The sequence below is a fragment of the Fulvimarina manganoxydans genome (assembly GCF_900176465.1).
Taxonomy (GTDB): domain Bacteria; phylum Pseudomonadota; class Alphaproteobacteria; order Rhizobiales; family Rhizobiaceae; genus Fulvimarina; species Fulvimarina manganoxydans.
This window is the reverse complement of the sequence record NZ_FWXR01000009.1, coordinates 103,744-129,464: the sequence shown is the minus strand read 5'-3', so window position 1 is coordinate 129,464 and position 25,721 is coordinate 103,744. Positions and strand designations below refer to the sequence as shown.

At 63.6% G+C, this 25,721-nt stretch carries 21 protein-coding genes and 1 pseudogene; 6 read left to right on the top strand and 16 right to left on the bottom strand.

The genetic code is table 11. The features are described 5' to 3' along the window. Positions 1 to 274: 274 nt before the first annotated feature. The 3 genes from B9A15_RS11725 to B9A15_RS11715 all read right to left on the bottom strand — a co-directional run bounded on the left by B9A15_RS11725 (position 275) and on the right by B9A15_RS11715 (position 3,957). Positions 275 to 2,038: an AMP-binding protein gene (locus tag B9A15_RS11725; protein WP_244556915.1), complete on the bottom strand. Its 1,764-nt coding sequence runs from the start codon at positions 2,036 to 2,038 to the stop codon at positions 275 to 277. A 104-nt stretch (positions 2,039 to 2,142) separates the two neighbouring features. Continuing rightward, entirely contained in the window at positions 2,143 to 3,165 is a 1,023-nt protein-coding gene (locus B9A15_RS11720; protein ID WP_084410266.1) for a 3'-5' exonuclease, read from the bottom strand. Between the two features lie 123 nt (positions 3,166 to 3,288). Beyond that, a complete protein-coding gene (locus B9A15_RS11715) occupies positions 3,289 to 3,957 on the bottom strand; it encodes a TetR family transcriptional regulator (protein ID WP_170923276.1) in 669 nt (222 codons plus the stop codon). 103 nt (positions 3,958 to 4,060) lie between these two features. Between B9A15_RS11715 and B9A15_RS11710 the strand changes: the two are divergent. Beyond that, positions 4,061 to 5,224: pseudogene (locus B9A15_RS11710) on the top strand (efflux RND transporter periplasmic adaptor subunit); the annotation flags it as partial. Positions 5,225 to 5,445: 221 nt separating this feature from the next. Next, complete coding sequence (locus tag B9A15_RS11705) at positions 5,446 to 8,592, top strand: efflux RND transporter permease subunit (RefSeq protein ID WP_084410263.1); 3,147 nt, start codon at positions 5,446 to 5,448, stop codon at positions 8,590 to 8,592. Positions 8,593 to 8,778: 186 nt separating this feature from the next. Here the strand turns inward: B9A15_RS11705 and B9A15_RS11700 are convergent, their stop codons facing one another. From B9A15_RS11700 to B9A15_RS11680, 5 genes are all read right to left on the bottom strand, one after another. Next, complete coding sequence (locus tag B9A15_RS11700; RefSeq protein ID WP_170923275.1) at positions 8,779 to 9,825, bottom strand: DUF4214 domain-containing protein; 1,047 nt, start codon at positions 9,823 to 9,825, stop codon at positions 8,779 to 8,781. A gap of 716 nt (positions 9,826 to 10,541) precedes the next feature. Then, the gene (locus B9A15_RS11695; protein WP_084410261.1) at positions 10,542 to 11,360 is read right to left on the bottom strand and encodes an ABC transporter permease; all 819 of its coding nucleotides are present in this window, start codon (positions 11,358 to 11,360) and stop codon (positions 10,542 to 10,544) included. Next, a complete protein-coding gene (locus tag B9A15_RS11690) occupies positions 11,357 to 12,064 on the bottom strand; it encodes an ABC transporter permease (protein ID WP_084410297.1) in 708 nt (235 codons plus the stop codon). Before B9A15_RS11690 ends, B9A15_RS11695 begins: the two co-directional genes overlap by 4 nt. 273 nt (positions 12,065 to 12,337) lie before the next feature. Further along, positions 12,338 to 13,132, bottom strand: a complete 795-nt coding sequence (locus tag B9A15_RS11685; protein WP_084410260.1) for an ABC transporter substrate-binding protein — start codon at positions 13,130 to 13,132, stop codon at positions 12,338 to 12,340. A gap of 198 nt (positions 13,133 to 13,330) precedes the next feature. Then, on the bottom strand, positions 13,331 to 14,536 hold the full coding sequence (locus B9A15_RS11680; RefSeq protein WP_244556914.1) for a multidrug effflux MFS transporter: 1,206 nt from the start codon (positions 14,534 to 14,536) through the stop codon (positions 13,331 to 13,333). Between the two features lie 250 nt (positions 14,537 to 14,786). On the opposite strand from B9A15_RS11680, the gene B9A15_RS11675 reads away from it, so the two are divergent. Beyond that, entirely contained in the window at positions 14,787 to 15,287 is a 501-nt protein-coding gene (locus tag B9A15_RS11675) for a hypothetical protein (protein WP_084410259.1), read from the top strand. Between the two features lie 80 nt (positions 15,288 to 15,367). Here the strand turns inward: B9A15_RS11675 and B9A15_RS11670 are convergent, their stop codons facing one another. Both B9A15_RS11670 and moaA read right to left on the bottom strand, forming a co-directional pair. Then, on the bottom strand, positions 15,368 to 15,853 hold the full coding sequence (locus B9A15_RS11670) for a hypothetical protein (RefSeq protein WP_084410258.1): 486 nt from the start codon (positions 15,851 to 15,853) through the stop codon (positions 15,368 to 15,370). Between the two features lie 5 nt (positions 15,854 to 15,858). Further along, positions 15,859 to 16,848, bottom strand: coding sequence for a GTP 3',8-cyclase MoaA (moaA, locus tag B9A15_RS11665; protein ID WP_244556918.1), 990 nt, complete (start codon positions 16,846 to 16,848; stop codon positions 15,859 to 15,861). A 353-nt stretch (positions 16,849 to 17,201) separates the two neighbouring features. Between moaA and B9A15_RS11660 the strand changes: the two genes are divergently transcribed. Further along, entirely contained in the window at positions 17,202 to 17,564 is a 363-nt protein-coding gene (locus B9A15_RS11660; protein ID WP_084410257.1) for a gamma-butyrobetaine hydroxylase family protein, read from the top strand. Positions 17,565 to 17,605: 41 nt separating this feature from the next. Here the strand turns inward: B9A15_RS11660 and ubiA are convergent, their stop codons facing one another. Then, positions 17,606 to 18,601 carry a 4-hydroxybenzoate octaprenyltransferase gene (ubiA, locus tag B9A15_RS11655; RefSeq protein WP_084410256.1) on the bottom strand — a complete coding sequence of 332 codons (996 nt, stop codon included), beginning with the start codon at positions 18,599 to 18,601 and terminating at the stop codon, positions 17,606 to 17,608. Positions 18,602 to 18,874: 273 nt separating this feature from the next. Between ubiA and purD the strand changes: the two genes are divergently transcribed. After that, positions 18,875 to 20,146 (top strand): phosphoribosylamine--glycine ligase, encoded by a 1,272-nt coding sequence (gene purD, locus B9A15_RS11650; RefSeq protein WP_084410294.1) that lies wholly within the window; start codon positions 18,875 to 18,877, stop codon positions 20,144 to 20,146. A 36-nt stretch (positions 20,147 to 20,182) separates the two neighbouring features. On the opposite strand, the gene B9A15_RS11645 is transcribed toward purD, so the two are convergent. From B9A15_RS11645 to B9A15_RS11625, 5 genes are all read right to left on the bottom strand, one after another. Further along, a complete protein-coding gene (locus tag B9A15_RS11645) occupies positions 20,183 to 20,806 on the bottom strand; it encodes a DsbE family thiol:disulfide interchange protein (protein ID WP_084410255.1) in 624 nt (207 codons plus the stop codon). Positions 20,807 to 20,848: 42 nt separating this feature from the next. Further along, complete coding sequence (ccmD, locus tag B9A15_RS11640; protein ID WP_084410254.1) at positions 20,849 to 21,034, bottom strand: heme exporter protein CcmD; 186 nt, start codon at positions 21,032 to 21,034, stop codon at positions 20,849 to 20,851. Beyond that, positions 21,031 to 21,810 (bottom strand): heme ABC transporter permease, encoded by a 780-nt coding sequence (locus B9A15_RS11635; protein WP_084410253.1) that lies wholly within the window; start codon positions 21,808 to 21,810, stop codon positions 21,031 to 21,033. The genes ccmD and B9A15_RS11635 overlap by 4 nt, the downstream gene beginning before the upstream one ends. Before the next feature lie 103 nt (positions 21,811 to 21,913). Further along, the gene (locus tag B9A15_RS11630) at positions 21,914 to 23,398 is read right to left on the bottom strand and encodes a cobyric acid synthase (protein ID WP_084410252.1); all 1,485 of its coding nucleotides are present in this window, start codon (positions 23,396 to 23,398) and stop codon (positions 21,914 to 21,916) included. Positions 23,399 to 23,438: 40 nt separating this feature from the next. Further along, positions 23,439 to 24,182, bottom strand: a complete 744-nt coding sequence (locus B9A15_RS11625) for a TSUP family transporter (RefSeq protein ID WP_084410251.1) — start codon at positions 24,180 to 24,182, stop codon at positions 23,439 to 23,441. Between the two features lie 321 nt (positions 24,183 to 24,503). On the opposite strand from B9A15_RS11625, the gene B9A15_RS11620 reads away from it, so the two are divergent. After that, positions 24,504 to 25,715 carry a sirohydrochlorin chelatase gene (locus tag B9A15_RS11620; RefSeq protein WP_084410250.1) on the top strand — a complete coding sequence of 404 codons (1,212 nt, stop codon included), beginning with the start codon at positions 24,504 to 24,506 and terminating at the stop codon, positions 25,713 to 25,715. Positions 25,716 to 25,721 lie beyond the last annotated feature (6 nt).

The window sequence follows — 25,721 nt, the reverse complement described above, 5'->3', positions numbered from 1 at the left end:
GCAACGACTCTCTTGCTTTAACGGAGCGAGGATCCCGGAGAGGGGGAAGAGGATCTCTTCGCTCTGGAATTCGGCGGGAAAGCGGGGGACATGCTCTTCGGCCGAACCGACGCTGCCTGCGTCGTTGATCAAAAGATGCTCTTGTCCGGCAAAGAAATCAAGGCGCACTCATGCGCAGGCGCGTCACATCGCTGTGAGAATCATGAACGCGCCGTCATGAATACGGAAAGACCGTTGATTTGCAAGCGGAAGCAACGCGTCGGCTCGCTTCTTCCTACCGCTGTGGCGGCCTTGCGACAGTTGCGCTCCGCATCTGTTGGGCCTCTTCGGCGGCGAGTGTGCGAAAGTGGCGGCGGATGATCTTGCCACTCGTCGTCATCGGCATTTCGTCGACAAAGGCGATCTCGCGCGGATATTCATGGACCGAGAGCCTGGCGCGCACAAAGGCCGCGATCTCCCGGCCAAGGGCCTCATCGGCGACGTGCCCGTCCATCGCCACCACATAGGCCTTGACGATCTCGGTGCGCACCGGGTCGGGCTTACCGACCACGGCGGCGAGCTTGACCGCCGGATGGCGCAAGAGACAGTCCTCGACCTCGCTCGGCCCGATGCGATAACCGGCCGAAGTGATGATGTCATCGTCCCGGCCGAGAAAGGCGATCGAGCCCGTCGCGTCGGCAACGCCCTGGTCGCCTGTCAAAAGCCAGTCGCCGGCAAATTTGGCGTCCGTCGCCGCCTCGTTCTGCCAATAGCCGAGAAACATCACCGGATCGGGGGACTTCACGGCGATCGTGCCGGCCTCGCCCGGGGCGGCAAGCATCCCGTCGGCCTTGAGGATCGCAACCTTGTGTCCGGGAGCGGCCGGGCCGATGCGGCCAGGCTTGGAGGCGCCGGCGCCGGCCGCCGATCCGAGCACCATGTTGCACTCGGTCTGGCCGTAGAACTCGTTGACCGGTGCATCAAAGGCTTGCCGCGCCCATTCGTATGTCGCCGCCGGCAGGCTTTCGCCGGCCGAGCCGATGGTGCGCAGCGAGAGGGCGGCGAGACGCTCAGGGGTGGCGGCCGCCTTCATCATGCGCAGCGCCGTCGCCGGCAGGAAGGCGTTGCGCACCCGGCGCCGCGCCATCATGGCGAGCGCCTCCTCGGCGATGAAGCGGGCGCGCGTGAAGACGACGGGGACACCATAATAAAGGGAGGGCAGGAGCGCGTTCAAAAGCCCGCCTGCCCAGGCCCAATCGGACGGCGTCCAGAGCCGGTCGCCGGAATGGGGAAAGCCTTCATGGAAGAAGCGCATGCCCGGCAGATGGCCGATCAGCACCCGGTGGCCGTGAAGCGCGCCTTTCGGCGCGCCCGTCGTCCCCGACGTGAAGATGATCATCGCCGGGTCGTCGGGGGTCGTTTGCACGCATGGCGGCTCGATGGGCCCATGCGCTTCCACCGTCGCGAAAGAGATCTGGTGAAACCCCGCAGGAGCCTGGGGCGCACCGAGAAAGGCCGAGCCGCGATCGGCGACAACGAGGGTCGACATGTCGGCCAGCGGCGTCTCGATCGCGGCGAGCGTTTCGAGAACGCTGTCGTCGACGACGGCCAGGCGGCAGCCGGCCGCCGCAAGCCGAAACCCCAGTGCTTCCGGCCCGAAGCGCTGGGCGAGCGGCACGGCGATGGCGCCGAGGCGATAGACGGCGAGATGGGCGAGGGCGGCCTCGACGCATTGGGGCAGGACGATCGCCACCCGATCGCCGCGCGTGATGCCGAGGCTTTGAAGCCCGGCGGCAAGGCGGCGAGAGCGTGTCGCAAGCTCTTCGAAGCTCGTCTCGATGGGCGCGGCGTCGTCGCCCCGGTCCTCGATCAGGGCAACACGGGCTGGATCGATCGCGCCCCAGTCATCGGCGCAAGCGGCGGCAATGTTGAACCCGGCGGGAAGATTCCATTCGAAATCGGCGACGATTGCCGCATAAGGGGGCAAGGTCCCGCCCTCACGGCCCAGATGGTCGCGGCGCCAGTCGAAGCGTGCGGCGATGTCGGTCATGTCGTCCATGACGATCATCTTAGCACATGCAGCATAGGCTGCGCGCCGAAATTCGCGAAAGCCTTAGCGATAAGTCGATAGAGGGGCTTTGCAATGCGAAATGGCTTCGGATTTTACGCGGCGCGGAAGCGCTCGACAGCCGTCAGCCAATCGATGCGGAGCTTCGTTTTGGACCGGTAGATCGTCTCGGTCAAAAAGCGTTCTTCCGCCTCGAAATCGGCCTCATCCACCTCGATCCACCAGCTTTTCGGTTGGCCGTTCGAGCCGTCGTTCCAACGATAGCCGCGCGCTTTCAGCGTGTCCTTGGCTTCGAAGGGGCTGCCCACCGCAAAGATCCGGGCGCAGCGCCGGTCCATGGCGCGCGCGAGGCGGGCAAAGCCTGTCGTGCCGTCCGCGCAAGGGTGATCGAGAACTTCGAGAAGCGCGTGGCAGTCGTCGACCGCGCGGTGGCCATTGTGGAAATAGCCGCATTGGCCGATCAGATAGCCGAGCTTCGAGCCTTCGAAGCCAAGGCCCGCCCAATCAATCTCGGCGACCGAACAGCCCCAACGCTTCTGCGTAAAAGCCGGCACGAAAGCCTCGCAGAAGGGGCGGTCGAACTTCGCATTGTGGGCGATGACGCAGTCCGCGGCCTCGATAAAGGCGGCCACCGACTCGGGGTCGATCCTGTGCCCTTGGACCATTTCGTCGGTGATGCCGGTGATGCGCACGACCTCCGGCGGGATTGGTCGACCGGGATCGCGCAATTCTGAAAAGACGTCGATCACCTCGCCGATGCCGCTCTCATCATAGGCAAAGAGCACCATGCCGAGCTCGATGATCTCATCCGTCCGGTAATCGAGGCCGGTTGTCTCGGTGTCGAGAATGAGGCCGAGGCGGCGCTTGCCGTCGGCAAGGTTCGACGGATCGGGGCGTCCGCATGTCGGGCGCGGCGTCAGCCGACGCAGAATACGGTAATCGCCGGAGGCTTCCAATTCGCGGGCCATCGCCTCGCGTCGCTCGATCAGCGTCTTGGGGTTTGCGTCAGGTGCCGGAAGGGCGACGATGGTCGCCGCCGATGGAGCGGGCGCGTCCTCTTTCGAGGTCTCGCCCGATGCAGCAAAGAGGTCCATCTGGCCGGCGCTTATGCCTGCCATCTTCCTGCCTGCCGCCGAGGATGCCAATCGATCGCCTCTTCCGCCTGTCCTGGTCCGCCGGAAACAGGCCTAGCACGGCTCCGGCGTGCGATCAGTCCGCTTTTCGAGCTTTTCCACGGGACTTTACGCGCTTCGTGCCGCGTTTTCGTTTCGATTGCCTGCTTGCTGCGCCAGTTTGCAAGGATTGGCGAAGCCCTGGAACAGGCTGCCGAGAAGCGCTCTGCCATCGCCAGGCAGATCGAAACTCTCATCGGATCGCAGCCATTCCTGGACGAGGCCGGTCAGGGCCGAGACATAGACATTGGCCGCCACGGAGGGGATCCAATAGCGCGCCAGTCGCCCTTCCTTGGCGGCGCGTTCGAACACATCCTCGACCAATCGCTTGAAGCGGGCGTCTTCCTCGCGCCATCGCTTCAGCGCCTCCTGCATCTCGCCCACATATTCACAGCGCAGAAACAGGATCGTATAGACGCATTTGCCGCGCCGGTCGGTCAGGATGAAGTCGAGGAAATCGGCTGTCGCCCGATGAAGCTGATCGAGCGGATCCTCGGCGGTCTTGAAGAGATCGGGCTGGAAGAACTGTTCCTGCGGCAAGCAGGCCCGTTCCTGCATCGCCTTGACGAGTTCGAGTTTGCCGGAAAAATGCCAATAGATAGCCCCACGCGTCAGGCCGGCCTCGCAGGCGATCTGCGAAAGTGTCGTGGTGGCCACCCCCTGGCGGAAGAAGACGCGTTCCGCTGCGTCGAGGATTGCCTCCCGCGTCTGTGCCGCGCATTCCTTGGTTCGCCGCAACGATCCGATCCTCTCCCAGTGCTTGCTCTTCCCCATACATGCCTGTATGTTTGTTGCAGTGCAAGAGCCTCGGCTCGGTTTCGCAGCGCGAAAGTTCTCATCAATGCAAGTGTTTAGTACGATTCTGCGGGCCGCCGCCGGCTTCGCTCTCGGTTTTGCCGCGCAGTCCGCTTTGGCGCAGGGGGCGGGCAGTCCGCCGCCGCCCAAGGTGGAGGTGGAGACGGTTTCGGCACGCGATCTCCCCGTCACCTACGAATATCCGGGGCGCATAGCGGCTTCGCGCGAAGTCGAAGTCCGTGCGCGCGTCGGCGGCATTCTTCTGACGCGCGAATTCGAGGAAGGCTCCCGGGTTTCTGAGGGGGATCTTCTCTTCACGATCGATCCGGCCCGCTATCAAGCCGATGTGGCGCTCGCGAGAGCCAAGGTCGTGCAGGCACAGGCGCAATTGACCCAAGCTCAGCGCACCGAAGAGCGCTCACGGGCGCTCGCCCAGCGTGGCGCCTCCAGCCAAGCCGCGCTCGACGACGCCCTGTCGGCCCGCGAGCTCGCCGAGGCGCAGGTGGAGGCCGCCGAGGCGGAGCTGCGCACCGCCGAACTCTCCCTCGATTATGCGACGGTCGAAGCGCCCGTCGGCGGTATCACCAGCCTCGAACAGGTGCCCGAAGGCAGCCTGCTCAACACCGGCGATCTTCTCACCAAGATCAGCCAGCTCGATCCGGTCTATGTGAATTTCTCGGCCGCCGACAAGGAGGCCGCCTCGATCCGCGAACTCGTCGAAAACGGCACGCTTCGAGGGGCCTCGTCGCCCGAAGACCTGACCGTCGAGATCATTTTCGGCAGCGGCGAGACCTATGGCGAGACCGGCAAGGTCGATTTCACCTCGACCTCGATCGACACGCAGACCGGCACCATCCTGTCTCGCGCCGTCATGCCCAATCCGGCGAGCCGGCTTCTGCCGGGCCAGTTCGTGCGGCTGAAGCTGACGGGCCTGTCCATCGAGGATGCGATTACCATTCCCGCCGAAGCCTTGATGCAGGGACCGCAGGGCATGTTCGTCTATACGCTGGACGATAAGAACGTTGCGGCCGTCGCCCCGATCACCGTTCAGCGTCAGGTCGAGGCCGGCTATGTGGTCGGCTCGGGTCTGAAGGCCGGCGACCGCATCGTGACGAAGGGTGTCGTCAAGGTGCGGCCGGGCACGCCGGTCGATCCGAGCGAGGCTCAAGATCCGTCCGAAGGCCCCGCCGGCGAAGCGTCCGACGAAAAGCCGGATGGCGCGGCCGCTGCCCCAACCGCTCCGGCGGCCGAAGCCGGTACGCCGCCCGCCGAAGAGCGCGGCGAGACGGACAAGGCGGCCGACGCCGGCGAGCCTCGCAAGATCGCTCTCGCCGAGAAGGGGGCCGGCGGCCCGCCCGTGCCGCGCGCGGCCCTGCCCGATGGGGAAGACGCCCGCCGCGCCACGGCTTCCGGCGCCGACGAGGCCAACCGATGAATTCACGCTTCTTTGTCGACCGGCCGATCTTTGCGGCCGTCATCTCGATCATCATCACGCTCGGCGGCTTCATGGCGATGCAATCGCTGCCGATCGAGCAATATCCTCAGCTCGTCCCGCCCCAGGTGGTCGTTACCGCGAATTATCCCGGCGCCTCCGCCGAGACGCTCGCCCAGACCGTGTCCGCGCCGATCGAACAGCAGATCAACGGCGTCGAAGACATGATCTATATGCAGTCGACCAATTCCTCGACGGGCACGGCGAATATCTCGGTCACCTTTGCCAGCGGCACCGATCCCGACCAGGCGACGATCAACGTCAACAACCGCGTCCAGCAGGCGACGGCCTCGCTGCCTCAGGAGGTTCAGCGCCTCGGCGTGACGGTCGCCAAGCGCTCGTCCCAGATCCTCGCCGTCATCACCATGGCGTCCGACGATCCGCGCTATGACGCGACCTATGTGTCGAACTATGCGCTGCTTTATGTGCTCGACGAGTTGAAGCGTCTGCCGGGCATCGGCGAGGCGCAGCTCTTCGGCGCGCGCAACTATTCCATGCGCATCTGGCTGCGGCCCGATCAGCTCGCCTCCTACGGCCTGACGCCGACCGATGTGGCGACTGCGATCCGCGATCAGAACGCCCAATTCGCGGCTGGCCAGTTCGGCGCGCCGCCGACCGACAATGACCTTGCCTTCACCTATTCGGTGACGACCGAGGGCCGTCTGCCGGATGCGGAAGCCTTCGAGAACATCATCCTGCGCTCCGATTCCAACGGCTCCTCGCTTCTTCTGAAGGACGTCGCGCGGGTCGAATTGGGTGCCCAGGACTACGGCTTCAACGGCTCCTATAACGGCACGCCGGCCGTGCCGATCGGCATCTATCTCCAGCCCGGCGCCAATGCGCTTTCGACGCTGGAAGCGGTCAACACCCGCATGAGCGAATTGCAGGAGTCGTTTCCCGACGGCATTTCCTACGCCATTCCCTTCGATACGACGAAGTTCATCGAGGCCTCGATCGAGGAGGTGATCCACACCTTCATCGAAGCGATGGTGCTCGTCTTCATCGTCGTCTTCGTCTTTCTCCAATCCTTCCGCGCGACGCTGATCCCGATGCTGGCCGTTCCGGTCTCGATCATCGGCACCTTCGGCGTGCTTCTGGCCTTCGGCTTCTCGATCAATCTCCTCACCCTGTTCGGCCTTGTGCTCGCCATCGGCATCGTGGTCGACGACGCGATCGTCGTGTTGGAAAATGTCGAGCGCATCATGCGCGACGAGGGCTTGCCGCCCAAGGAGGCGACGGCCAAGGCGATGAGCGAGGTGACCGGCCCGGTCATCGCCATCGTGCTCGTCCTGTGTGCGGTCTTCGTGCCCGTCGCCTTTCTGGGCGGTCTCGCCGGCACGATGTATCAGCAGTTCGCGATCACGATCGCCGTCTCGGTGACGATCTCGGGCATCGTCGCCCTGTCGCTGACCCCGGCCCTGTGCAGCGTCCTTCTGAAGCAAAGTCACTCAAAGCCGATCGCGCCCTTCCGTTGGTTCAACAGGAGGTTCGATGCCTTGACCCGGGCCTATGGGGCGGGCGTCGCCTTCGTCATGCGGCGGGCCATTCTGGCGCTCATCCTATTTGCGGCGCTTCTCGGCGGTACGTATCACTTCCTCCAGACGCTTCCCGGATCGCTGGTGCCGAACGAGGATCAGGGCATCAACTTCGCCGTGGCGATCCTGCCGCCGGCCGCTTCGCTTCAGCGCACCACGGAGGTGATGAACGAGGTGGTGGAGAATCTGTCCCATCACCCGGCCGTACAGGACGTCACGGCCTTTGCCGGTTTCGATCTTCTGGCGGGCGTTCAGAAGTCTTCGGCGGGCGTCGCCTTCATTTCGCTCAAGGATTGGGGTGAGCGTGAGGACCCCTCCCTCGACGCGCGCAATCTCGTCGGTCCCTTCATCGGAATGAATGCGGGCGTCGAGGACGGCATGGTGCTGGCCTTCAATCCGCCGCCGATCCAGGGTCTGTCGACGACGGGCGGCTTCGATCTCTTCGTGCAGGATCGCAATGGCGCGGGCTCGCAAGGCCTGTTGGAAGCGGCCAATGGCCTCGTCGCGGCGGCCGCCGAGCGGCCCGAACTCGCGGGCGTCAGAACGACCTTCTCTGCCAATGTTCCGCAATATCGCATCGAGGTGGATCGGGAGAAGGCGAAAGCCCTCAACGTGCCGATCTCCTCGATCTTCACGACCATGCAGTCGACCTTCGGCTCGCTCTATGTGAACGACTTCACCCTGCTTGGCCGCAACTACCGGGTGACGCTGCAATCCGAAGCCGACTTCCGCCAATCGCCGGAGGATCTGCGTTTCGTCTATGTCCAGTCGGCCAGCGGATCGATGATCCCACTCGACACGCTTCTGAATGTGGAGCGCATCGTCGGTCCCGACCTCATCGAGCGTTTCAACGCCTTCAATGCGGCGAAAATCTCGGGTGGGCCGGCGCCGGGCTATTCCTCCGGCCAGGCGCTCGCCGCCATGCAGGAGATCGCGGCCAACTCTCTCCCCGAAGGTTTCCAGATCGCCTGGACGGGCTCGGCCTATCAGGAGATTCAGGCCGGCGGGACGGGCGGCATCGCCATCGGCTTCGGTATTCTGATGGTCTTCCTGATCCTCGCCGCGCAGTATGAGCGTTGGACCCTGCCCATCGCCGTCATCCTGGCCGTGCCCTTCGCCGCCTTCGGGGCGCTGCTCGCCATCTATCTGCGCGGGCTCGATAACGACGTCTATTTCCAGATCGGTCTCGTGACCCTTGTCGGCCTCGCCGCCAAGAACGCGATCCTGATCGTGGAATTCGCGGTTCTGAAGCGCGAGGAAGGGTTGTCCGCCTTCGATGCGGCGCTGGAAGGGGCGAAGCTCCGCTTCCGGCCGATCGTCATGACCTCGCTCGCCTTTATCCTCGGCGTCGTGCCGCTGGCGATCTCGACCGGCGCGGGTTCGGCCTCGCGTCACTCGATCGGCACCGGCGTCATCGGCGGCATGCTGGCGGCGACCTTCGTCGCGATCTTCTTCATTCCGCTCTTCTATCGTCTCCTGTCGCCCGATCGGCGCAAGGGAAAGAGCCAGGATCCGAAAGTGACGGAGGCGCTGCCCGCGCCGGCCGAGTGATGCGGAGCCCGTGCGGAGCCTGAGCGGCTTTAAAAATCCGTATCGCGAAGCGATCAAACGGATTTCGTTTGAGCAAAGAAACCGGGCCGCGACAGGAACCGCCCGGATGGCACCCCAGCACATGAAAAACCGCCGGACGCTGAATGCGCCCGGCGGTTCGTCGTTCATAGATGCTCAAAAACTCGGTCAGCCGATGGGAATAATCTGCATCGCTTCCCCGGCCACATTCTCCTCCGAACCGGAAAAGGCCACCAGCACTTCGGCCTCGGTTACGGCGCCCGCTTCCAGAAGTCCCGTCCAGAAGGCTTCGCCCGCTGCTTCGCCGGGTCGATCAAGGACGTTTTCATAGAGCTTCGCCACGAAGCTCCTCGGCTCGGGATCGATCCCATAAAGGCTCTCGAATTCGGACGAGGTCATCATCGATTCGGCGATCGAGATCAGATCCGAGCCATCGAGGACATTCGCCCAGAAGAGGAGCCCTCCGGCATCGGGCGTGCGGTCGAAGGCCGCATCATAAAGGAGATGGACCGCCCGCTCGCCCGGATCGTCGGGAAGGGCGGGGCCTGCCGGCTGAGCGTTCGCCGGCTGCTCTGGCTCCGGCTCGACGACGACCTGCGGCTCGGGCTCGACGATCTCGGTCTGCGGTTCCTCGGTCTCTGCGAGCGCCAAGGGCTTTTCCCCGTAGAGCGCGACGATCCCGGCGATGTCGTCGGCGGTCAGGGTCCGGGCGGCGGCGCTGTAATAGGGCTCCATCACCCCGCCATGGTCGTCGTGACCGAGCCCCAAGGCATGGCCGATCTCGTGCAGGGCGACATTGTAGAAGTCGATGCCCTGAGCCCCGGTGCCGGAGACCCAAGGCTCGGCCGTGTCGAAACCGATGAAGGCTTCGATCAGCGTGTCCCGCGCATACCAATAGACGGTCTGCGCAAGCGTGCCATTGCGCCCGTCGATCGCCTCATAGCCAATGCGGATATCGACGGCGTTGCTATCGGTGGATTCGACGAGATCGATATGGGCAACCGCTTCCCAGGCGTCCATTGCCGCGCGAATGGCATTCACGAAAGGGGAGCCGGTCAGAAAACCGTCGAAGCGATAGGCTTCGCCAGCAAAATTGGACGCGGCGATCGACCATGTGATGGTGGTCGGCGCGCTCGCGCTTGTCTGCCACGCCGCTGTCTTGTCGCTGCGCCAGACTTGGCCGTTCAGCGTATAGTCTTGTGTGTGATCATCCATATTGCGCCCGCTACCCCCGTCGCATGAGCCCCCTTCCATCAGCCGTCCATGGCAATTTTTAGGGGCCTGGATCGCCGTTCGATCGACGGCGCCGCTTCCTTGTGTCTCGATGTGACAGCCAATCAGGAAGCCGTTGAGGAAGCGTTTGAGGGGATAGGAGAATTGCCACCTATTCCTCGAATTTCACGCGACGTGAAACTTGGAGGGCTCAAAGCGAAATGCGATCAATCGGACTCCAAGTGCACGACACGAATCCCGAGCGCAGTCGGCGACTCCATCGCCAAGCCGATAGCTTCGACGCTTCGTCATTCCCGGCCACCGTACCGAGACTCCAGGCTAAGAACCGCCCAAAGGCGGCTCACAATAAAATTTGTCCGTTGTTCCAGTAGGTTAAAATGACGCGCGCGATGAAGGCCTAGGCCTGACCTTTGAGTGCCGAGTCCTCGATATATGCCGTTCGACGCACCTGTCGTGCATTATCAAATCGGGCTCGCGATTTCGTTCTAACTCTTTGTTTTCCCGCATGATATTTCCCGAAACGTTGTGCAACTTTTCGCCATCATGCGCATGGCACGCCGCCGTCGCCTCTTTTTCAAGTGCGTTCTGTTGGAAGAGTCCGAAAGCCCTTTCCATGGCGCCGCTCGCCCGGTGCATCTGGCAAAGGTCAGAGAAGCGAGCAATTCGGGTTCCTCGCCCGATCCCTAAGGGGTCTGCAATTACCGCACCAGATGCCGTGTGAGCCGCTTTTCCGCCAAATTCGTCAGATTGCGCAGGGCCTCGACGATGGCGAGATAGAGGAGCGCCGCCCAGACATAAGTCTGGAAATCGAAGGTTCGCGAATAGGCTTGGCGCGTGATGCCGAAGAGGTCGTAGACCGTGATGATCGCGACGATGGCCGAGGCCTTGATCATCAGGATGATCTCATTGGCATAGGGGCGCAGCGCCACGATCATCGCCTGGGGCAGGACGATCTTGCGGAAGATGACGGCCTTGGACAGCCCCAGCGACGTGCCGCCTTCCCATTGCCCGCGCGGCACGCTCTGAATGGCTCCGCGCAAGATCTCCGCCTGATAGGCGGCGGTGTTGAGCGAGAGCGAAAAGAGAGCGCAGGACCAAGCCTCGCGGAAGAACCACCACAGACCGATCGTGTCGAAGAAGTCCCGAAACTGGCCAAACCCGTAATATACCAGAAAGATCTGGGCAATCAGCGGCGTGCCGCGGAAGAAATAGACGAAGACGAAGGCAAGGCCCCGGGCGAGTGGATTGTGCGACATGCGTCCAAGCGCGACGGGAAGCGAAAGCACGGCGCCGCAGACGAAGCTCGACAGGACGAGCCCGACCGTCACTCCCAGGCCTTCAAGGTAGGGAAGGGCGTAGGTGTCGAGAAGCGCCGGATTCCAATTGCCGACGATATAGGCCGCAAGGCCGATGGCGATCAGGGCCCAGACACCGGCAAAGATCAGGCCGCCGAGCCCGGGTCGCTTCTTAGCGATAGGCGGCGGTGCCTTGGCCTCGATGAAGCTCGCATCGCTCATTTCGCCATCTCTCCCCGCTTGGTCCAGCGGTCGATGCCGCCGATGGCGACCGAGGAGAGGAGGGTGAGGACGAGATAGATCACGATCGCTGTTCCGAAGAAGAGAAAGGGCTCGCGCGTGACACGCGCCGCGATCTGGGATTGGCGCAGAATATCCGTGAGGCCGATCACCGAGACGAGCGCGGTATCCTTCAAGAGGTTCATCCAGAGATTGCCCAGGCCGGGCAGGGCGATGCGGATCAGCTGGGGGAGCACGACCAGGATCATCGTCTGATAGCGCGACAGGCCGAGAGCGCTCGATCCCTCATACTGGCCACGCGGAATGGCCCGGAAGGCCGACAGGAAAACTTCCGAGGCAAAGGCGGAAAAGACGAAACCAAGTGCCACCATGCCCGAGACGAAGCTCGACAGAGCGATGTCGGGAAGACCGGTCGCCCGGGAAAAACTCTGAAGTGCGTTATTGACGCCGAAATAGACGATGAAGAGCGTCAGAAGCTCAGGGAGACCGCGGAAGATCGTCGTATAGATATCGGCCGAAAGCTTGAGGAGCTTGTCCTCTGTCTGCTTGGCCAGAGCCAGAAGGAAGCCGAAGACCAGACCGATCGGCAGGGTTGCAAGGGCGAGAGAAGCCGTGACCACCACGCCCCAGGCGATCTCGTCGCCCCAGCCTGTCGGGCCGAAGCCGAGGAGCGTCAGGCTTTCCATCGCGAGCCTCGCATTGCGGAGACCGGCGCATTCGATCGAGTTGCAAGTCTTCGCGGCAGGCGCGGGAACGGGACGCACGGCCTCGTCTTGACCGCCGCGATTCGCACGCCTTCGTCTCGAAATTTATTGTCTTGCGGAAGGTCCACGACCAAGGTCTCAGTTGGTAAGGACAGGTCGAAGAGCCCATTACGGCCCTTGTTCGACCTCAAAACAGAGATGCCCGACCCTTTCCCTGGCCGGGCACCGCCATGACATGGCGAGGTGGCGCAGAGGTCACCCGCCGTAGACGTCGAAGTCGAAATACTGGTCCTGGATCGTCTTATAGGTGCCGTTCTCGCGGATGGTGGCGATCGCGTCGTTGAACATGCCCTTCAGCTTGTCATTGCCCTTGCGCAGGCCGACGCCTACTCCGCGTCCATAGATTTCCGGATCGGCGGGCAGCGTGCCGAGAAGCTTGCAGCAGGCGCCGGCATCGCTGTTCAGCCACTCGGTGAGAACCACGACGTCGTCCATGACGGCATCGATCCGGCCCGATTCGATGTCGAGCTTGTACTCTTCCGCGGTCGGATACTGACGAATCTCGGCATCCGGAAAATAGGCCTCGGCTGCACGGGCGTGGGTCGTCGAGACCTGAGCGCCGATCGCCTTGCCGGACAAGTCTTCCTTGGTCGTGCCGGCGATATCGGAATCCTTCGGCACGGCGATCGCCGGCGGGGTCTGATAGTATTTGTTGGTGAAGTCGATCTGCTCCTCGCGCTCGGGCGTGATCGACATGGAGGCGATGATCGCGTCGTAATTGTCGTTCTGCAGCGCCGGGATCATGCCGTCCCAGTCTTGGGTCACGAAGGTGCACTCGACTTTCATCGCATCGCAAAGCGCCTTGGCGATGTCGATGTCGAAGCCTTTCAGCTCGCCCGAGGCGTCGAGATAGTTGAAGGGCGGATAGGCGCCCTCGGTACCGATCCTGACGGTCGACCAATCCTTGTCGGCGTCGCTTTCCTGGGCATGAGCGGGCACTGTCGCCAGAAAGCCGGCGGTCATGAGAGTAAGGATCGATCGGGTGAGCATCAGGACCTCTTGGTTTTATTTGGGCCGCAACATTGGTGGCTAAGCGCCTCTTTAGAAGGCAATGCTGCGGATCGATGCAATGCTGCCATGGTCTTTCGTGTTAATGCAATCGAATTAAGTGCAGTTCTGGCGTCGAATGCGCCGAGGGCGCGATTGTCTGAAGAAACAAAGTCGACTTATCTGTGTGCCTCCTCTCCGCTAGTTTTGACGTAGGCGCGGGGCGGCGAGAGCCAGGACGAGCGCGATCAGAGTCGAGCCGAGCATGATGGCCGAAAGGCCGAGGGTTGCGAAGGGACCGGTCGCGATATGAGCCGCGAGCGAGGAGGCAACGGCGCCGAGGCCGATCTGTCCGGCCCCGAGCAGGCCCGCAGCGGCCCCCGCGGCATCGAGCCTGACGCTCACCCCGCCGGCCGTCGCCGATGGAAGCGCCAGCCCATTGCCGAGCCCGAGCAAGATCATCGGTCCGAAGAGGGTGATCGGGGCCAGCCAGTCTAAAAGGACGACGAGGCCGAGAAGCGCTGTCGAAAGGGTCGAAACGGCGGCGCCGATGACCATCATCCGCTTGATTCCAGCGCGCTCAGACACTTGTCCGGTGATGAAATTGCCGATGGCATAGCCGAGCGGGCAGAGAATGAACCACAGCCCATATTGGGCGGGTGTCAGATGGAGAAGCTCGACGGAAACGAAGGTTGCCCCGCCCAAAAAACCAAAAAAGGCGGCGGTGACGAAGGAGCCGATGCCGAGATAGATCCAGAAGACGCGTTCCCTCAGAAGCTTGCCGTAATTTCCGATCTGCTGGCTCATCGGGCTGCCAAGGGCAGGGTGGGTCTCTTTCAGGTCGATCGCGACGAGGCCGATCGTTACGAGGCCGAGCATCAAGAGAAGCCAGAACACGCTTTCCCAACCGAAAGCGGAGTCCATGATCCCTCCGATCGCCGGGCCGATCATCGGCGCGACGGCAAGACCCATCGTCACATAGCCGATCATCGCCGCCGATCGCTCGCGCGAATAGACGTCGCGCACGACCGCTCGGGATAGGGCAATGCCCGTGGCGCTCGCTGCCTGAATGACCCGGCCGACGAGAAATAGGCCGATGGTCTCGGCAAAGAGGCAGAACACTGTGCCGAGGATGAAGAGGGCAAGACCTCCCAAAATGATCGGCCGACGGCCATAGCGGTCCGACAGCGGCCCGGCGATGAGCTGAACGAGGGTCACAGCGACGAGATAGAGCGACAGTCCGAGCCCGGCGGTCGCGCCGTCTGTCCCGAGATCGCCGGCGATCGAGGCCATGGAGGGGATGAAGATGTTGATGGCGAGCGGCGACAGAGCCGAGGCGACCATCAAGGTCACGAGCATGGGCTTTCGCGCGCCGGAGGGCGGCGATGCCGTGAGGGATTCAGCCACGCGGATGGGCTCCTGACGGGATTCGGATTTTGGCCGGAAGACAAACCTTTCGGCGCCGAAAATCAAGGTGGAGCACCCCTCCGTTTTCGCAAGACCGTAAGCTTTGTTATCGATACCGCCGGCAGAGTGAAGGACGCGCCTCACGAATTCGTCAGGCGATCGATTCAATTGCGCGAATGGGCTAAAGGGGTTTTTCGAACTTTTCCGACATCCTTCCTGACGGATATCCCTCAAAGGGAAGGATCGAAGGATGAATCTCTTAAACAGCTTCGGGTCGTGGCCCGTCGTCGTTCCGGTCCCGACACCGATCGTCGTCGACGTCGCCGCGCAGAAGAAGGACGAGCAGCCCGTCGCCCGTCCGAAGGATGCGTTGCCTGATGGGTTTACGGCCCAGCCCCCGACGGTTGCGCCCGACACCAAGCCGGCGATTTCGTCGGCAGCCTATGCGGCCATGGTGTTGCCGCCGCCCGAAACGAGCCCGGAGGACACAGCGTTGGCTCTCGCCATGACCTCGGATGTCGCCCGCGAAGCCGCGATCGAGGCCGAGCGAAGCCCCAATTTCGGCCGGGTCATGGCCGAGCTCGGCCGCTTGTCCACGGCGGATGAGCTGATCGAGGTGGAGAGGCCGGCAACGCCGAGCGACACATTGAGCGAGCCGGCGTCGGCAACGCCGGAAGCGGTGATCGCCGCCTATGACGAGAACCGGGACACGGCCAATCGCCTGGCGGAACGCGAAAGCGCTTTCGCCTGAGGCTTTGTCACGTCGATGAATGCGAAACGCCCGCCGGCACAGCTGACGGGCGTTTTGTCATGATTCAATCAATAAAAAGCTCAGGACGATGACGGGCCGCGCAAGCTCATCGTCACCGGACCGACCAGCGGGTCGTAAATCTCGCGCACCTCTTCCGGATAGCGGACCGCAACGGAATGGATGAGATCGCCGCGAAGAATGTAGCGCTCATAGAAGATCTTGCCGTCGCGATAGCCGGAAACCACCGCCCAGCGTTTGCCGGACGCCTTATAGGTGACCTCGTCGGTCTCGGCGCGGTTCGCGATGATGGTCTGCGGGGTCTCGCCGCCGAGATTGTCGCGGCCATAGATATAGATTTCCGCCCCGTTAGGCGCCGTCCAGCCGAGGCCGTCGCCATTGGTGGGGGCAGGGAGAGGCTGCGGGAAGCGTTCGCCGGGGAATGTGGCGCTCGTGCCGAAGCGCTCATTCACATAATTGACGTCCTCCGCCGCGGCCGATTGAACGGCTAGGAGGGGTGCTGCCGCGACAAGCGCGGCTAGAAGCAAAGGTCTGGACAGTCGGATCATGGGGCTCAGCCTCCAGTCACGCTCATATGCCGCGACACGGACGGGGCCCGCGTCTGCCGGTCTATGACGAAATCATGTCCCTTCGGTTTGCGAGATATTGCGCGGTCGATGGCATCCGACAAGAGCTCGTCGCCTTCCGAGGCTCTCAAAGGCTCGCGCAGATCGACCGCGTCCTCCTGTCCGAGGCACATATAGAGCGTGCCGGTGCAGGTGACGCGGACCCGGTTGCAGCTTTCGCAGAAATTGTGGGTCATCGGCGTGATGAAGCCGAGCCGCCCGCCGGTCTCGGCGACTTCCACATAGCGGGCCGGACCACCGGTCTTGTAAGGGATATTCTGAAGCGTCCAACGCTCGGCGAGGCGGCCCCGCACCTCGCTCAAGGGGAGATAGCGGTCGGTCCGGTCCTCTTCGATCTCGCCCATGGGCATGGTCTCGATGAGGGTCATGTCCATGCCCTCGCCATGCGCCCATTCGATCATTGCCGGAATTTCGTCGTCGTTGAAGCCCTTCAGGGCGACGGCGTTGATCTTCAGCTTCAATCCGGCGGCCTGGGCGGCCTTGATGCCGGCCATGACCTGATCGAAGTCGCCCCAGCGGGTGATCGCCTTGAACTTGTCCGCATTCAGCGTGTCGAGGGACACGTTCAGCCGTTCGACGCCGGCCGCCTTCAGATCGCCGGCAAAGCGCGTCAGTTGCGAGCCGTTGGTCGTCAGCGTCAGCTCCTTCAGGGCGCCGCTGTCCAGATGACGCGAGAGCGAGCGGATGAAATGCATGATATTCTTGCGAACCAACGGCTCGCCGCCGGTCAGGCGCAGACGCTTGACGCCCTTGGCGACGAAGGTCGACGCCAGACGGTCAAGCTCTTCCAGGGAGAGAAGGTCGCGCTTGGGCAGAAACTGCATGTCCTCGGCCATGCAATAGACGCAGCGGAAATCGCAGCGATCCGTCACCGAAATCCGCACATAGGTAACATGGCGACCGAAGGGATCGACCATCTCGCCGGGCGCCAGATCCGTGCGATGCGCTTCGAGAGCCGCCTCCGACCGCATTTCAGGAGTCAGCGCCGACGATGGCGTGCGGATGTCGGACAGGCCGGCCTGGCGGAACAGGGTGGTTTTCGTCATCAACTCGCGTCTCTTGCCGGCGGCACGACTTGCGGCAGACCCGCCGGACCGGTACTCGAAGAATATATTCGTCGCACGAATGTGGAAGCTCACGTGGGGTGGGTCAAGCCGCCCCCTTCGACCAAGCCTCTGTCCTTTCGGCGGAATTCGATCGTGCCCATGGCTCGTCAAATGCCCCAAAAGGCGCGGCGGGCCGCTGATTTGTCCCACGCGAAAGACCTGCCATGCAAGCCGCCTCGACACCTCCCAACGAAATCCGAGTGGCCAGCGATCGGGCAACTCTGACGCTTGGTTGGCCGGATCGCGAGCCGGCCATGCTTTCGGCCGAATTCCTGCGCGTTCTGTCGCCCTCAGCCGAAGTGCGGGGCCATTCGCCGGCCGATCGCAAGACGGTCTTCGGTAAGCGGCAGGTGACGATCGCCAATATCACGCCGGTCGGCAATTACGCCGTGCGCATCCTGTTTTCCGACGGCCACGACACCGGCATCTATACCTGGACCTATCTGCGCGAACTGGCGGAGGAGCGCGACGCGCGCTGGGAGACCTATCTCGCCGAGCTTCGGGAGAAAGGCCTATCGCGCGACTGAGGCGCTTCAAGCAGAGTGTCGTCCGCCACGCCGCCCGAGCGTCAGCCGGGGAAGCTCAACGTCCAGAGCGCGGAGAAGACGAGCCCGAAGAAGACGATCCAGCCAAAGGCCGTGTTCGACTTGAACAGCGCCAGGCACTGATCCGGATCGTCGATGTCGAGGCTTCTGATCTGCCAACCCATTTGCATAGCGCCGAGGAGAAGGCCCGCATAGGCCGGCCAGCTCGGACCGGCCGTCGATGTGCCGGTGAGAAGGAAGGCGACGAGGAAGAGGGTCAGCGCGGTCCCGTAGAGCATGACGATCGCCTGACGCGTCTTTTCGCCGAAAAGCCGCGCCGTCGAACGAACGCCGACCAGCGCGTCGTCCTCCTTGTCCTGATGGGCATAGATCGTGTCGTAGCCGATCACCCAGAAGATCGAGCCGAGATAAAGGCAGAGCGAGGCGAGCGACAGGCTGCCCCAATAACAGGCCCAGCCCATCAGCGCGCCCCAGGAGAAGGCGAGGCCGAGACCGAGCTGGGGCCAGTCGGTGAAGCGCTTCAGAAAGGGATAGATCGCGACGACGCCGAGCGAGGCGATGCCGAGCAGGATGGCGAAGATGTTGAACTGGAGAAGAACCAGAAAGCCGGTCAGCGCCTGAACGACCATGAAGAGCTTGGCGTCGCGCCGGCTGATCCGGCCCGAGGGCAGGGGGCGCGAGCGGGTCCGCGCCACGGCGGCGTCGATCCTCTGGTCGACGAGGTCGTTATAGGTGCAGCCGGCACCGCGCATGGCGATCGCGCCGACCAGAAAGAGGAAGAGGTGCCAGAAGCTCGGCAGGCCCGTATGGACCGCGCTTGAGGCCGTTGCCTGCGGCGCGAGCGCCGCCGCCCACCAGCAGGGCCACATCAGAAGTTGCCAACCGATCGGCCTGTCCCAGCGCGCAAGCTGGGCATAGGGCCAGATGCCGCGAGGCAGAAGGCGGTAGACCCAGCTTTCGGAAGGGGCATCCGCGACGCGGTCAGATTGGCCCGCGATGGTCTGATTCAGATTCGCCATGGGTCCGAAAGAGCGTGTTCGGGGCGCCGCAGTCAAGCCTTTTTGCCTTATTTTTGTACAATTCTATCTTTGCCCCGGCAGACCGTCACTTGACCATTGGCGGCCGCTGACCGTATCGCCGCAGCAAAACCCGACGGATCGACCGAGCGGTCTTGGCGCGAACAAGCGCGAGCTCTCCCATCCGTTCTAAGACAATCGAGACGCGATTTCGTCGCCGGCCTGGAAATCGGTCGCTTCAGGATGGCGTCTGTGCGACGGAGTCAGTCGATGGCGATCGATGTCCTACTCATTGGATCGGGCGGGAGAGAGCATGCGCTCGCCTGGAAGCTCGCACAATCGCCCGAACTCGGCACGCTCTATGCCGCGCCCGGCAATCCCGGCATCAAGGCCCATGCGACCTTGGCGATGCTCGAAGTCGCCGATCATGATGCCGTCTTGACCTTCTGCCGGGACAAGGCAATCGGCCTCGTGGTGGTCGGGCCGGAAGCGCCGCTGGTCGCCGGCCTCGCCGACGCGTTGGAGGCGGCCGGCATCGCCGTCTTCGGACCCTCGGCGGCGGCGGCGCGCCTCGAAGGCTCGAAAGGCTTCACCAAGGATCTCTGCTCGCTCCACGACATTCCGACCGCCCGTTACCGCCGCTTCACCAACGCGCCCGACGCCCGGGCCGCGATCGAGGATCGCGGCATGCCGATCGTCATCAAGGCCGATGGGCTCGCCGCCGGCAAGGGTGTGACCATTGCCGAGACCAAGGCCGATGCGCTGGCGGCGATCGATGCCTGTTTCGAGGGCGAATTCGGCGGGCCCGGCGCGGAGATCGTCATCGAGGAATTTCTGGAGGGCGAGGAGGCCAGCCTCTTCTGCCTTTGCGACGGCGAGCGTGCGGTCTTCTTTGGAACGGCCCAGGATCACAAACGCGCCTTCGACCGGGATCGCGGGCCGAACACCGGCGGCATGGGCGCTTATTCCCCCGCAGTCTCTCTCAGTGAAGCCCAGCTTCGCCGCGCGATGCGCGAGATCATCGAGCCGACGATGAAAGGGATGCGCGAGGCCGGCGCGCCTTTCAAGGGCGTTCTCTATGCGGGCCTGATGCTGACCGAGACCGGGCCGAAGCTGATCGAGTACAATGTCCGTTTCGGCGACCCGGAATGCCAGGTGCTGATGATGCGCCTGAAATCGGACCTCCTGCCGATCCTTCTGGCGGCGGCCAAGGGCGATCTCTCTTCGGTCAAGGCCGATTGGCACGACGATCGGGCTCTGACCGTCGTCATGGCCTCGAACGGCTATCCGGGCTCCTATGACAAGGGAACGCCGATCGCTCATCTGCCCGAGACCGGCGACGATGCGATGATCTTTCATGCCGGCACGGGGCAGATGGACGGCCAGCTGGTCGCGACGGGCGGCCGGGTGCTCAATGTCACCGCCATGGGGCCGAGCGTCCGCGAAGCGGCCCACAAGGCCTATGAGATCATCGGCGAGGTCCGCTGGGACAATGGCTTCTGGCGCTCCGATATCGGCCATCGGGCGATCATGGTCGAGGATCGGTAGGCGCCTTCAAAGTCGCCTGTCGGCTTGCGCTTTGGATCAGGATGTCGGAGCAGGCTTCGCGATGGCCTTTTCCACCGCCGGCAGAAGGTCGTCCTGGATCGACTGCACCGTGAACGGGCCGGTGCGCTTATAGAGGATCGTGCCGTCGGGGGAGACGAGGAAGCTCTCCGGCACGCCGTAGACACCCCAGTCGATCGTTGCCGAGCCCTTCTGGTCGACGCCGATGGCCTCATAGGGATTGCCGAGCGCGCTGAGGAAATCGCGCGCATTCTGGGGCTTGTCCTTGTAGTTAATCGCGACGAGCCGGAAGCGGTCGTCCTTGGCGAGCTCCATCAGAAGTGGATGCTCCTGGCGGCAGGGGGCGCACCAGGAGGCGAAGACGTTGACGAGGAGAGGGCGACCGTCCTCCGCCGACGCAAGATCGAGGCCCGGTATCGGGGCACCGGAGGCGGTTGTCACCCCGTCGAGCGGCGGAAGCACCGTCTTCGGGGCCGCCTTGCCGATCAGCACCGACGGAATTTCGGTGATGTCCCGACCAAGCTGATTCTGATGAAGGGCGATGCCGAAGACGGCCGCGATCGCACCGAACAGGACGAGCGGCAAGGCGACCAGCGCAAACCGTTTGACCGGCGCCTTTTGTGGCGTGTCATCGGCCGACATGCCACGATCGTCCGTTGTTGGGGATGGTCCGCTCATTGCAAATCACCTTGAAGAGGGCGCGGTCTGGTCGGACCGTGCCGATCGGCGCCGGATACCCCGCGCTTCGAGATCGGCGAGCGCGCGCTTCTGGGCCCGGGAATCGAGCCCGATCCAGAGCGCGAGTCCGATGATCGCGAGTGCCGAAAAGCCATAGGCCGAGAGAATATAGGCGGCATAAGGTCCGGTCATGCTAGCGCCTCCTTGGAAGGCGTCTCGGCCCGGCGGGCGGCAAGCCGGGACAAGGCCTCGACCCGGCGGCGCAGGATCTCGTTGCGCATCGCGGTCAGGTGCAGGGCGAAGAACAGAAGCGTGAAGCCGAGCGCGGACAGAAGCAACGGCGTCAGGAAAGCGGCGGGCATCGCAGGCCCGTCCATCCGCATGACGCTGGCCGGCTGGTGCAGCGTGTTCCACCAGTCGACCGAGAATTTGATGATCGGGATGTTCACGAAACCGACCAGCACGAGAATTGCGGCGGCTTTGGCGCTCTTGCCGGGCTCGTCCAAGGCGCGAGTGAGCGCGATCAGGCCGAGATACATGAGAAAGAGGACGAAGACCGAGGTTAGCCGCGCGTCCCAGACCCACCATGTGCCCCACATGGGCCGGCCCCAGATCGAGCCGGTGAGAAGGGCGAGGGCCGTGAAGACCGCGCCGATCGGGGCGGCCGCCTTGACCGAGACGTCGGCCAGCGGATGGCGCCAGACCAGCGTTCCGAGCGCGGAGACGCTCATCACCGTCCAGATCATCATGCAGAGCCAGGCAAAGGGCACATGGATGAACATGATCTTGACGGTGGCGCCCTGCTGATAGTCGTCGGGCGCGACGACGCCGAGGCCGAGGCCCGCCGCAAGCGCCAGAAGCGCCAGCCCGTAAAGCCATGGCTGCACCTTGCCCGACAGCTCGAGAAAGCGCGTCGGGTTGGCAAGGATCGAAAAGCGGCCGGGCCGCGCGGGGGCGATGTCGCTCATGGGTCCAGTCTAGAATCTTCCTGATGTCGTCGCAAACATGGTCTTGCGGCCAAAGCGTGTCTTTTGGGCTCGACACAACGCCACCACCGATCCTTCGCCGCAGCTATCGGTTCTTGGCGATCACCAAGAGGCGCTCGCAATCGATCATGCGCTCCAACGAATCGGCGATCTCGTCGAGGGCGGTCTCGACCGAAGCGCGGTAGCTATGGCCTGTCGCCTTATGCCCGAGACGGGAGAGAAAGGCGCGGCGAAAGCCGTCATTGGCGAAAATGCCGTGGAGATAGGTGCCGAAGACGCGCCCGTCCGGGCTCGTCGCCCCGTCCGGCCGCCCGTCGATCCGGCAGAGCGGGCGCCCGCAGTCGGGGCCCTCGGTGTGGCCGAGATGGATTTCGTAGCACTCCAGCGCCTCGCCTTCCAGCGTCTCGGCGCGGCTGTCCTGCACGGTCTTGTCCGATGCCATCACGGTTTCGACATCGAGAAGGCTCAAGCCTTCGGCCTCGTGCGTGTCGCTCTCGATCCCGCCCGGATCAAGGACCCGCCGCCCGAGCATCTGATAGCCGCCGCAAAGGCCCATCACGAAGCCGCCTCTCGCGTGATGGTCGGCGAGATCCTTGTCCCAGCCGTTTTTGCGAAAGTCTTCGAGATCGCCGATCGTCGACTTCGATCCGGGGATAAGGACGAGCCGCGCCTCCGGTGGCAGGCGATCGCCCGGTTCGACGAAGACGAGCGAGACACCCGGCTCCTGGGCGATCGGGTCGCAATCGTCGAAATTGGCGATGCGGCCGAGACGCGGGACGGCGACGATCAGGTCATTCGGGCCCGACCTCTCCTCGGCCAGGCGTTCCAACGCGACCGAATCCTCGGCCGGCAGGCGGCGCGCGGCGGGAAGATGGGTGACGACGCCGAGGCTCGGCCAGCCGGTGAAGCGGGTGATCGCGGCAAGCCCCTCGTCGAAGAGCGAGACATCGCCGCGAAACTTGTTGATGAGATAGGCTTTGACCATCGCCCTGTCGGCCTCGGGCAGGATAGCATGGGTGCCGACCAGCGAGGCGATGACGCCGCCGCGATCGATGTCGCCGACGAGGACGACGGGCACATTCGCAGCTGTCGCAAAGCCCATATTGGCGATGTCGCCCGACCTCAGATTGATCTCCGCCGGCGAGCCTGCCCCTTCGCAGATGACGAGATCGGCTTCGCCGCAAAGGGTCTCGAAGCCCTTGAGGACGGTATCGAGAAAGCCGGCCTTTAGGCGCTGATAGTCGCGGCCCTTGGCGCTGCCGGCCATCCGGCCATTGAGGACGATCTGGCTGCCGGTCTCCGACTGGGGTTTGAGAAGCACCGGATTCATCGCCGTCGTCGGGGCCGTGCGGCAGGCCAGCGCCTGAAGCCATTGGGCCCGGCCGATCTCGCCGAAGTCGCCGCTTCCGGAGATGCGCGCGACGGCGGCATTGTTCGACATGTTCTGCGGCTTGAAGGGTCGCACAGCGAGCCCGCGTCGGGTAAAGAGCCGGCAGAGCCCTGCGACGAGGACGGATTTGCCGACATCGGAGCCCGTGCCCTGCAGCATGATGGCAGGCGTCTTCGCCATGGATGGCCTTCTTCCTTCAAAACCGGTCAGGGGACCGGCCTTATCCGAAGAGAAGCTTGGCCGCCAAGGCGAGGCAGGTGACGACGAGAAGCGGGCGGATCAGCTTGGAGCCGAAGCGCATGGCTATCGTCGCGCCGAGCCGGGCGCCGAGAAAGGTCGCAACGCCCATCATCAGGCCGAGCCACCAGATGGCGGCGCCGTTGAGGGTGAAGACGAGAAGGCCGCCGACATTGGAGGCGAAGTTCAGAAGCTTCGTATGGGCCGTCGCTTTGAGAACGCCGAAGCCGGCCAGCGTGACGAAGGCGATCATGTAGAAGGAGCCGGCGCCGGGGCCGAACAGCCCGTCATAGGCGCCGATCAATGGCATGACGAGGCCGATCAGGAGGGGCTCGGAGAGCCGGCGCTCGCGATCGAGATCGCCGAGATCGGGCTTCAGCGCGAAAAACACGGCGACGGCGATCAGGAGAAAGGGCAGTCCCGTTTCGAGCGCTTCCGTTGGTATCACGAAGGCGAGCGCCGCGCCCAGCGACGAGCCGATGAGGACGAAGCCGGCGCTCGGCAACTGCTTCCTGAGGTTCACATGGCCCTTGGAGGCATAGGCGATCGTCGCCGAGCCGGAGCCGAAAATCGCCTGCACCTTGTTGGTGCCGATGGCGGTCAAGGGGTCGAAACCGGCGAGGAGGAGAGCCGGAATGGTGATCAGCCCCCCGCCGCCGGCAACCGCGTCGATGGCGCCCGCGACGAAGGCCGCGCCGAGGAGAAGCAGAATGATGTCGAAGTCCATGGCCGAGCCGGGGGAGAAGCGCCGCCGATGCGGCAGGAGGGAGAACCGTGGGTTAGGCCAATTGGTGGGCGGAGGGAAGAGAAAACCGATCGGGCCGCTTCGGGATTTGACCCGTTCCCGCAGCGCGTCTATTCCCCGCCCTTCGAACGACGGTGCCCGGCCGGACCGGGCTGAAAGGAATTCCGGTGCGGCCGACCCAAATCGGGGGCCAAGACGGAACTGTCGGACTGCCCGGCCGCTTGGGGGAACACTCCAGTCGCGCGCCGGCTCCTCCGGCTGGATTTCTCGAGACGCCGGCTGACGGCGAGAAGGAGGAGCCCGATGGATCAGGCCCCGAACGGACATGCCCAACCTCTCAAAGCCTTGATGCTCTGCGGCCATGGCAGCCGCGACAAGGCCGCGATGGAGGAATTTGGCGGCCTCGCGGAAAAGCTGAAGGCGCGCCTGCCCGATTGGCGTACCGAGCATGGCTATCTGGAATTTGCCAAGCCGGTCATCCGCGAAGGCCTCGACAAGCTTCTCGGCGAGGGCGCGCGGGACATCATGGCGCTGCCGGGCATGTTGTTTGCCGCCGGCCATGCCAAGAACGACATTCCTTCCGTTCTCAACACCTATGCGGCCGAGCACGATCTCACCATCCGCTATGGCCGCGAGCTCGGCATCGATCCGAAGATGATCCGGGCGGCCGGCGAGCGCATTCGCGAATGTTTGAAGGCCGATGGCTGGCGCGAAGGCGAGGCGCTCCACGACACGATGCTCGTCGTCGTCGGGCGCGGCTCCTCCGACCCCGACGCCAATTCCAACGTCTCCAAGGTCATGCGCATGCTCTGGGAGGGGCTCGGCTTCGGCTGGGGCGAGACGGTCTATTCGGGCGTCACCTTCCCGCTGGTCGAGCCGGGGCTGAGCCATGCCGCGCGCCTTGGTTATAAGCGCATCGTTGTCTTTCCCTATTTCCTCTTCACCGGCGTTCTCGTGCGCCGCATCTACGACCAGACGGATGTGGTCGCGGCTGGCCATCCCGATATCCGTTTCCTGAAGGCGCCCTATCTCGGCGCCCATGACCTCGTGGTCGAAACCTTCGTCGAGCGGCTCTTCGAGATCATCGAAGGCACCAATGTGATGAATTGCCAGATGTGCAAATATCGCGAGCAGGTGCTGGGCTTCGAGACCGAGGTCGGGCTCGCCCAGGAAAGCCACCATCACCACGTGGAAGGCATCGGCTCCTCGGCCGACTGCACGCTTTGCCAGGACGTGTGTACCGGCGCCTGCCGCAGCGCGGCCGGTCATCACCATCATGGGCACGGACACAGTCACGCCCACGATCATCATCCCGGCCATGGCGACAGCCATGCCCATGATCACCAACACGGCCATGGACATGACCACGATCATGGCCATACCCATCACCACCATGGTGGCGATTCCAGTCCCGCACATGGCAATGGTCATCATGATGCCCATCATCATCATGGGCATCACCACCACCCCTATCCCCACGCGGACCATCCCTTGGGCCCGCGTTCGATGCGTTAAAGGACG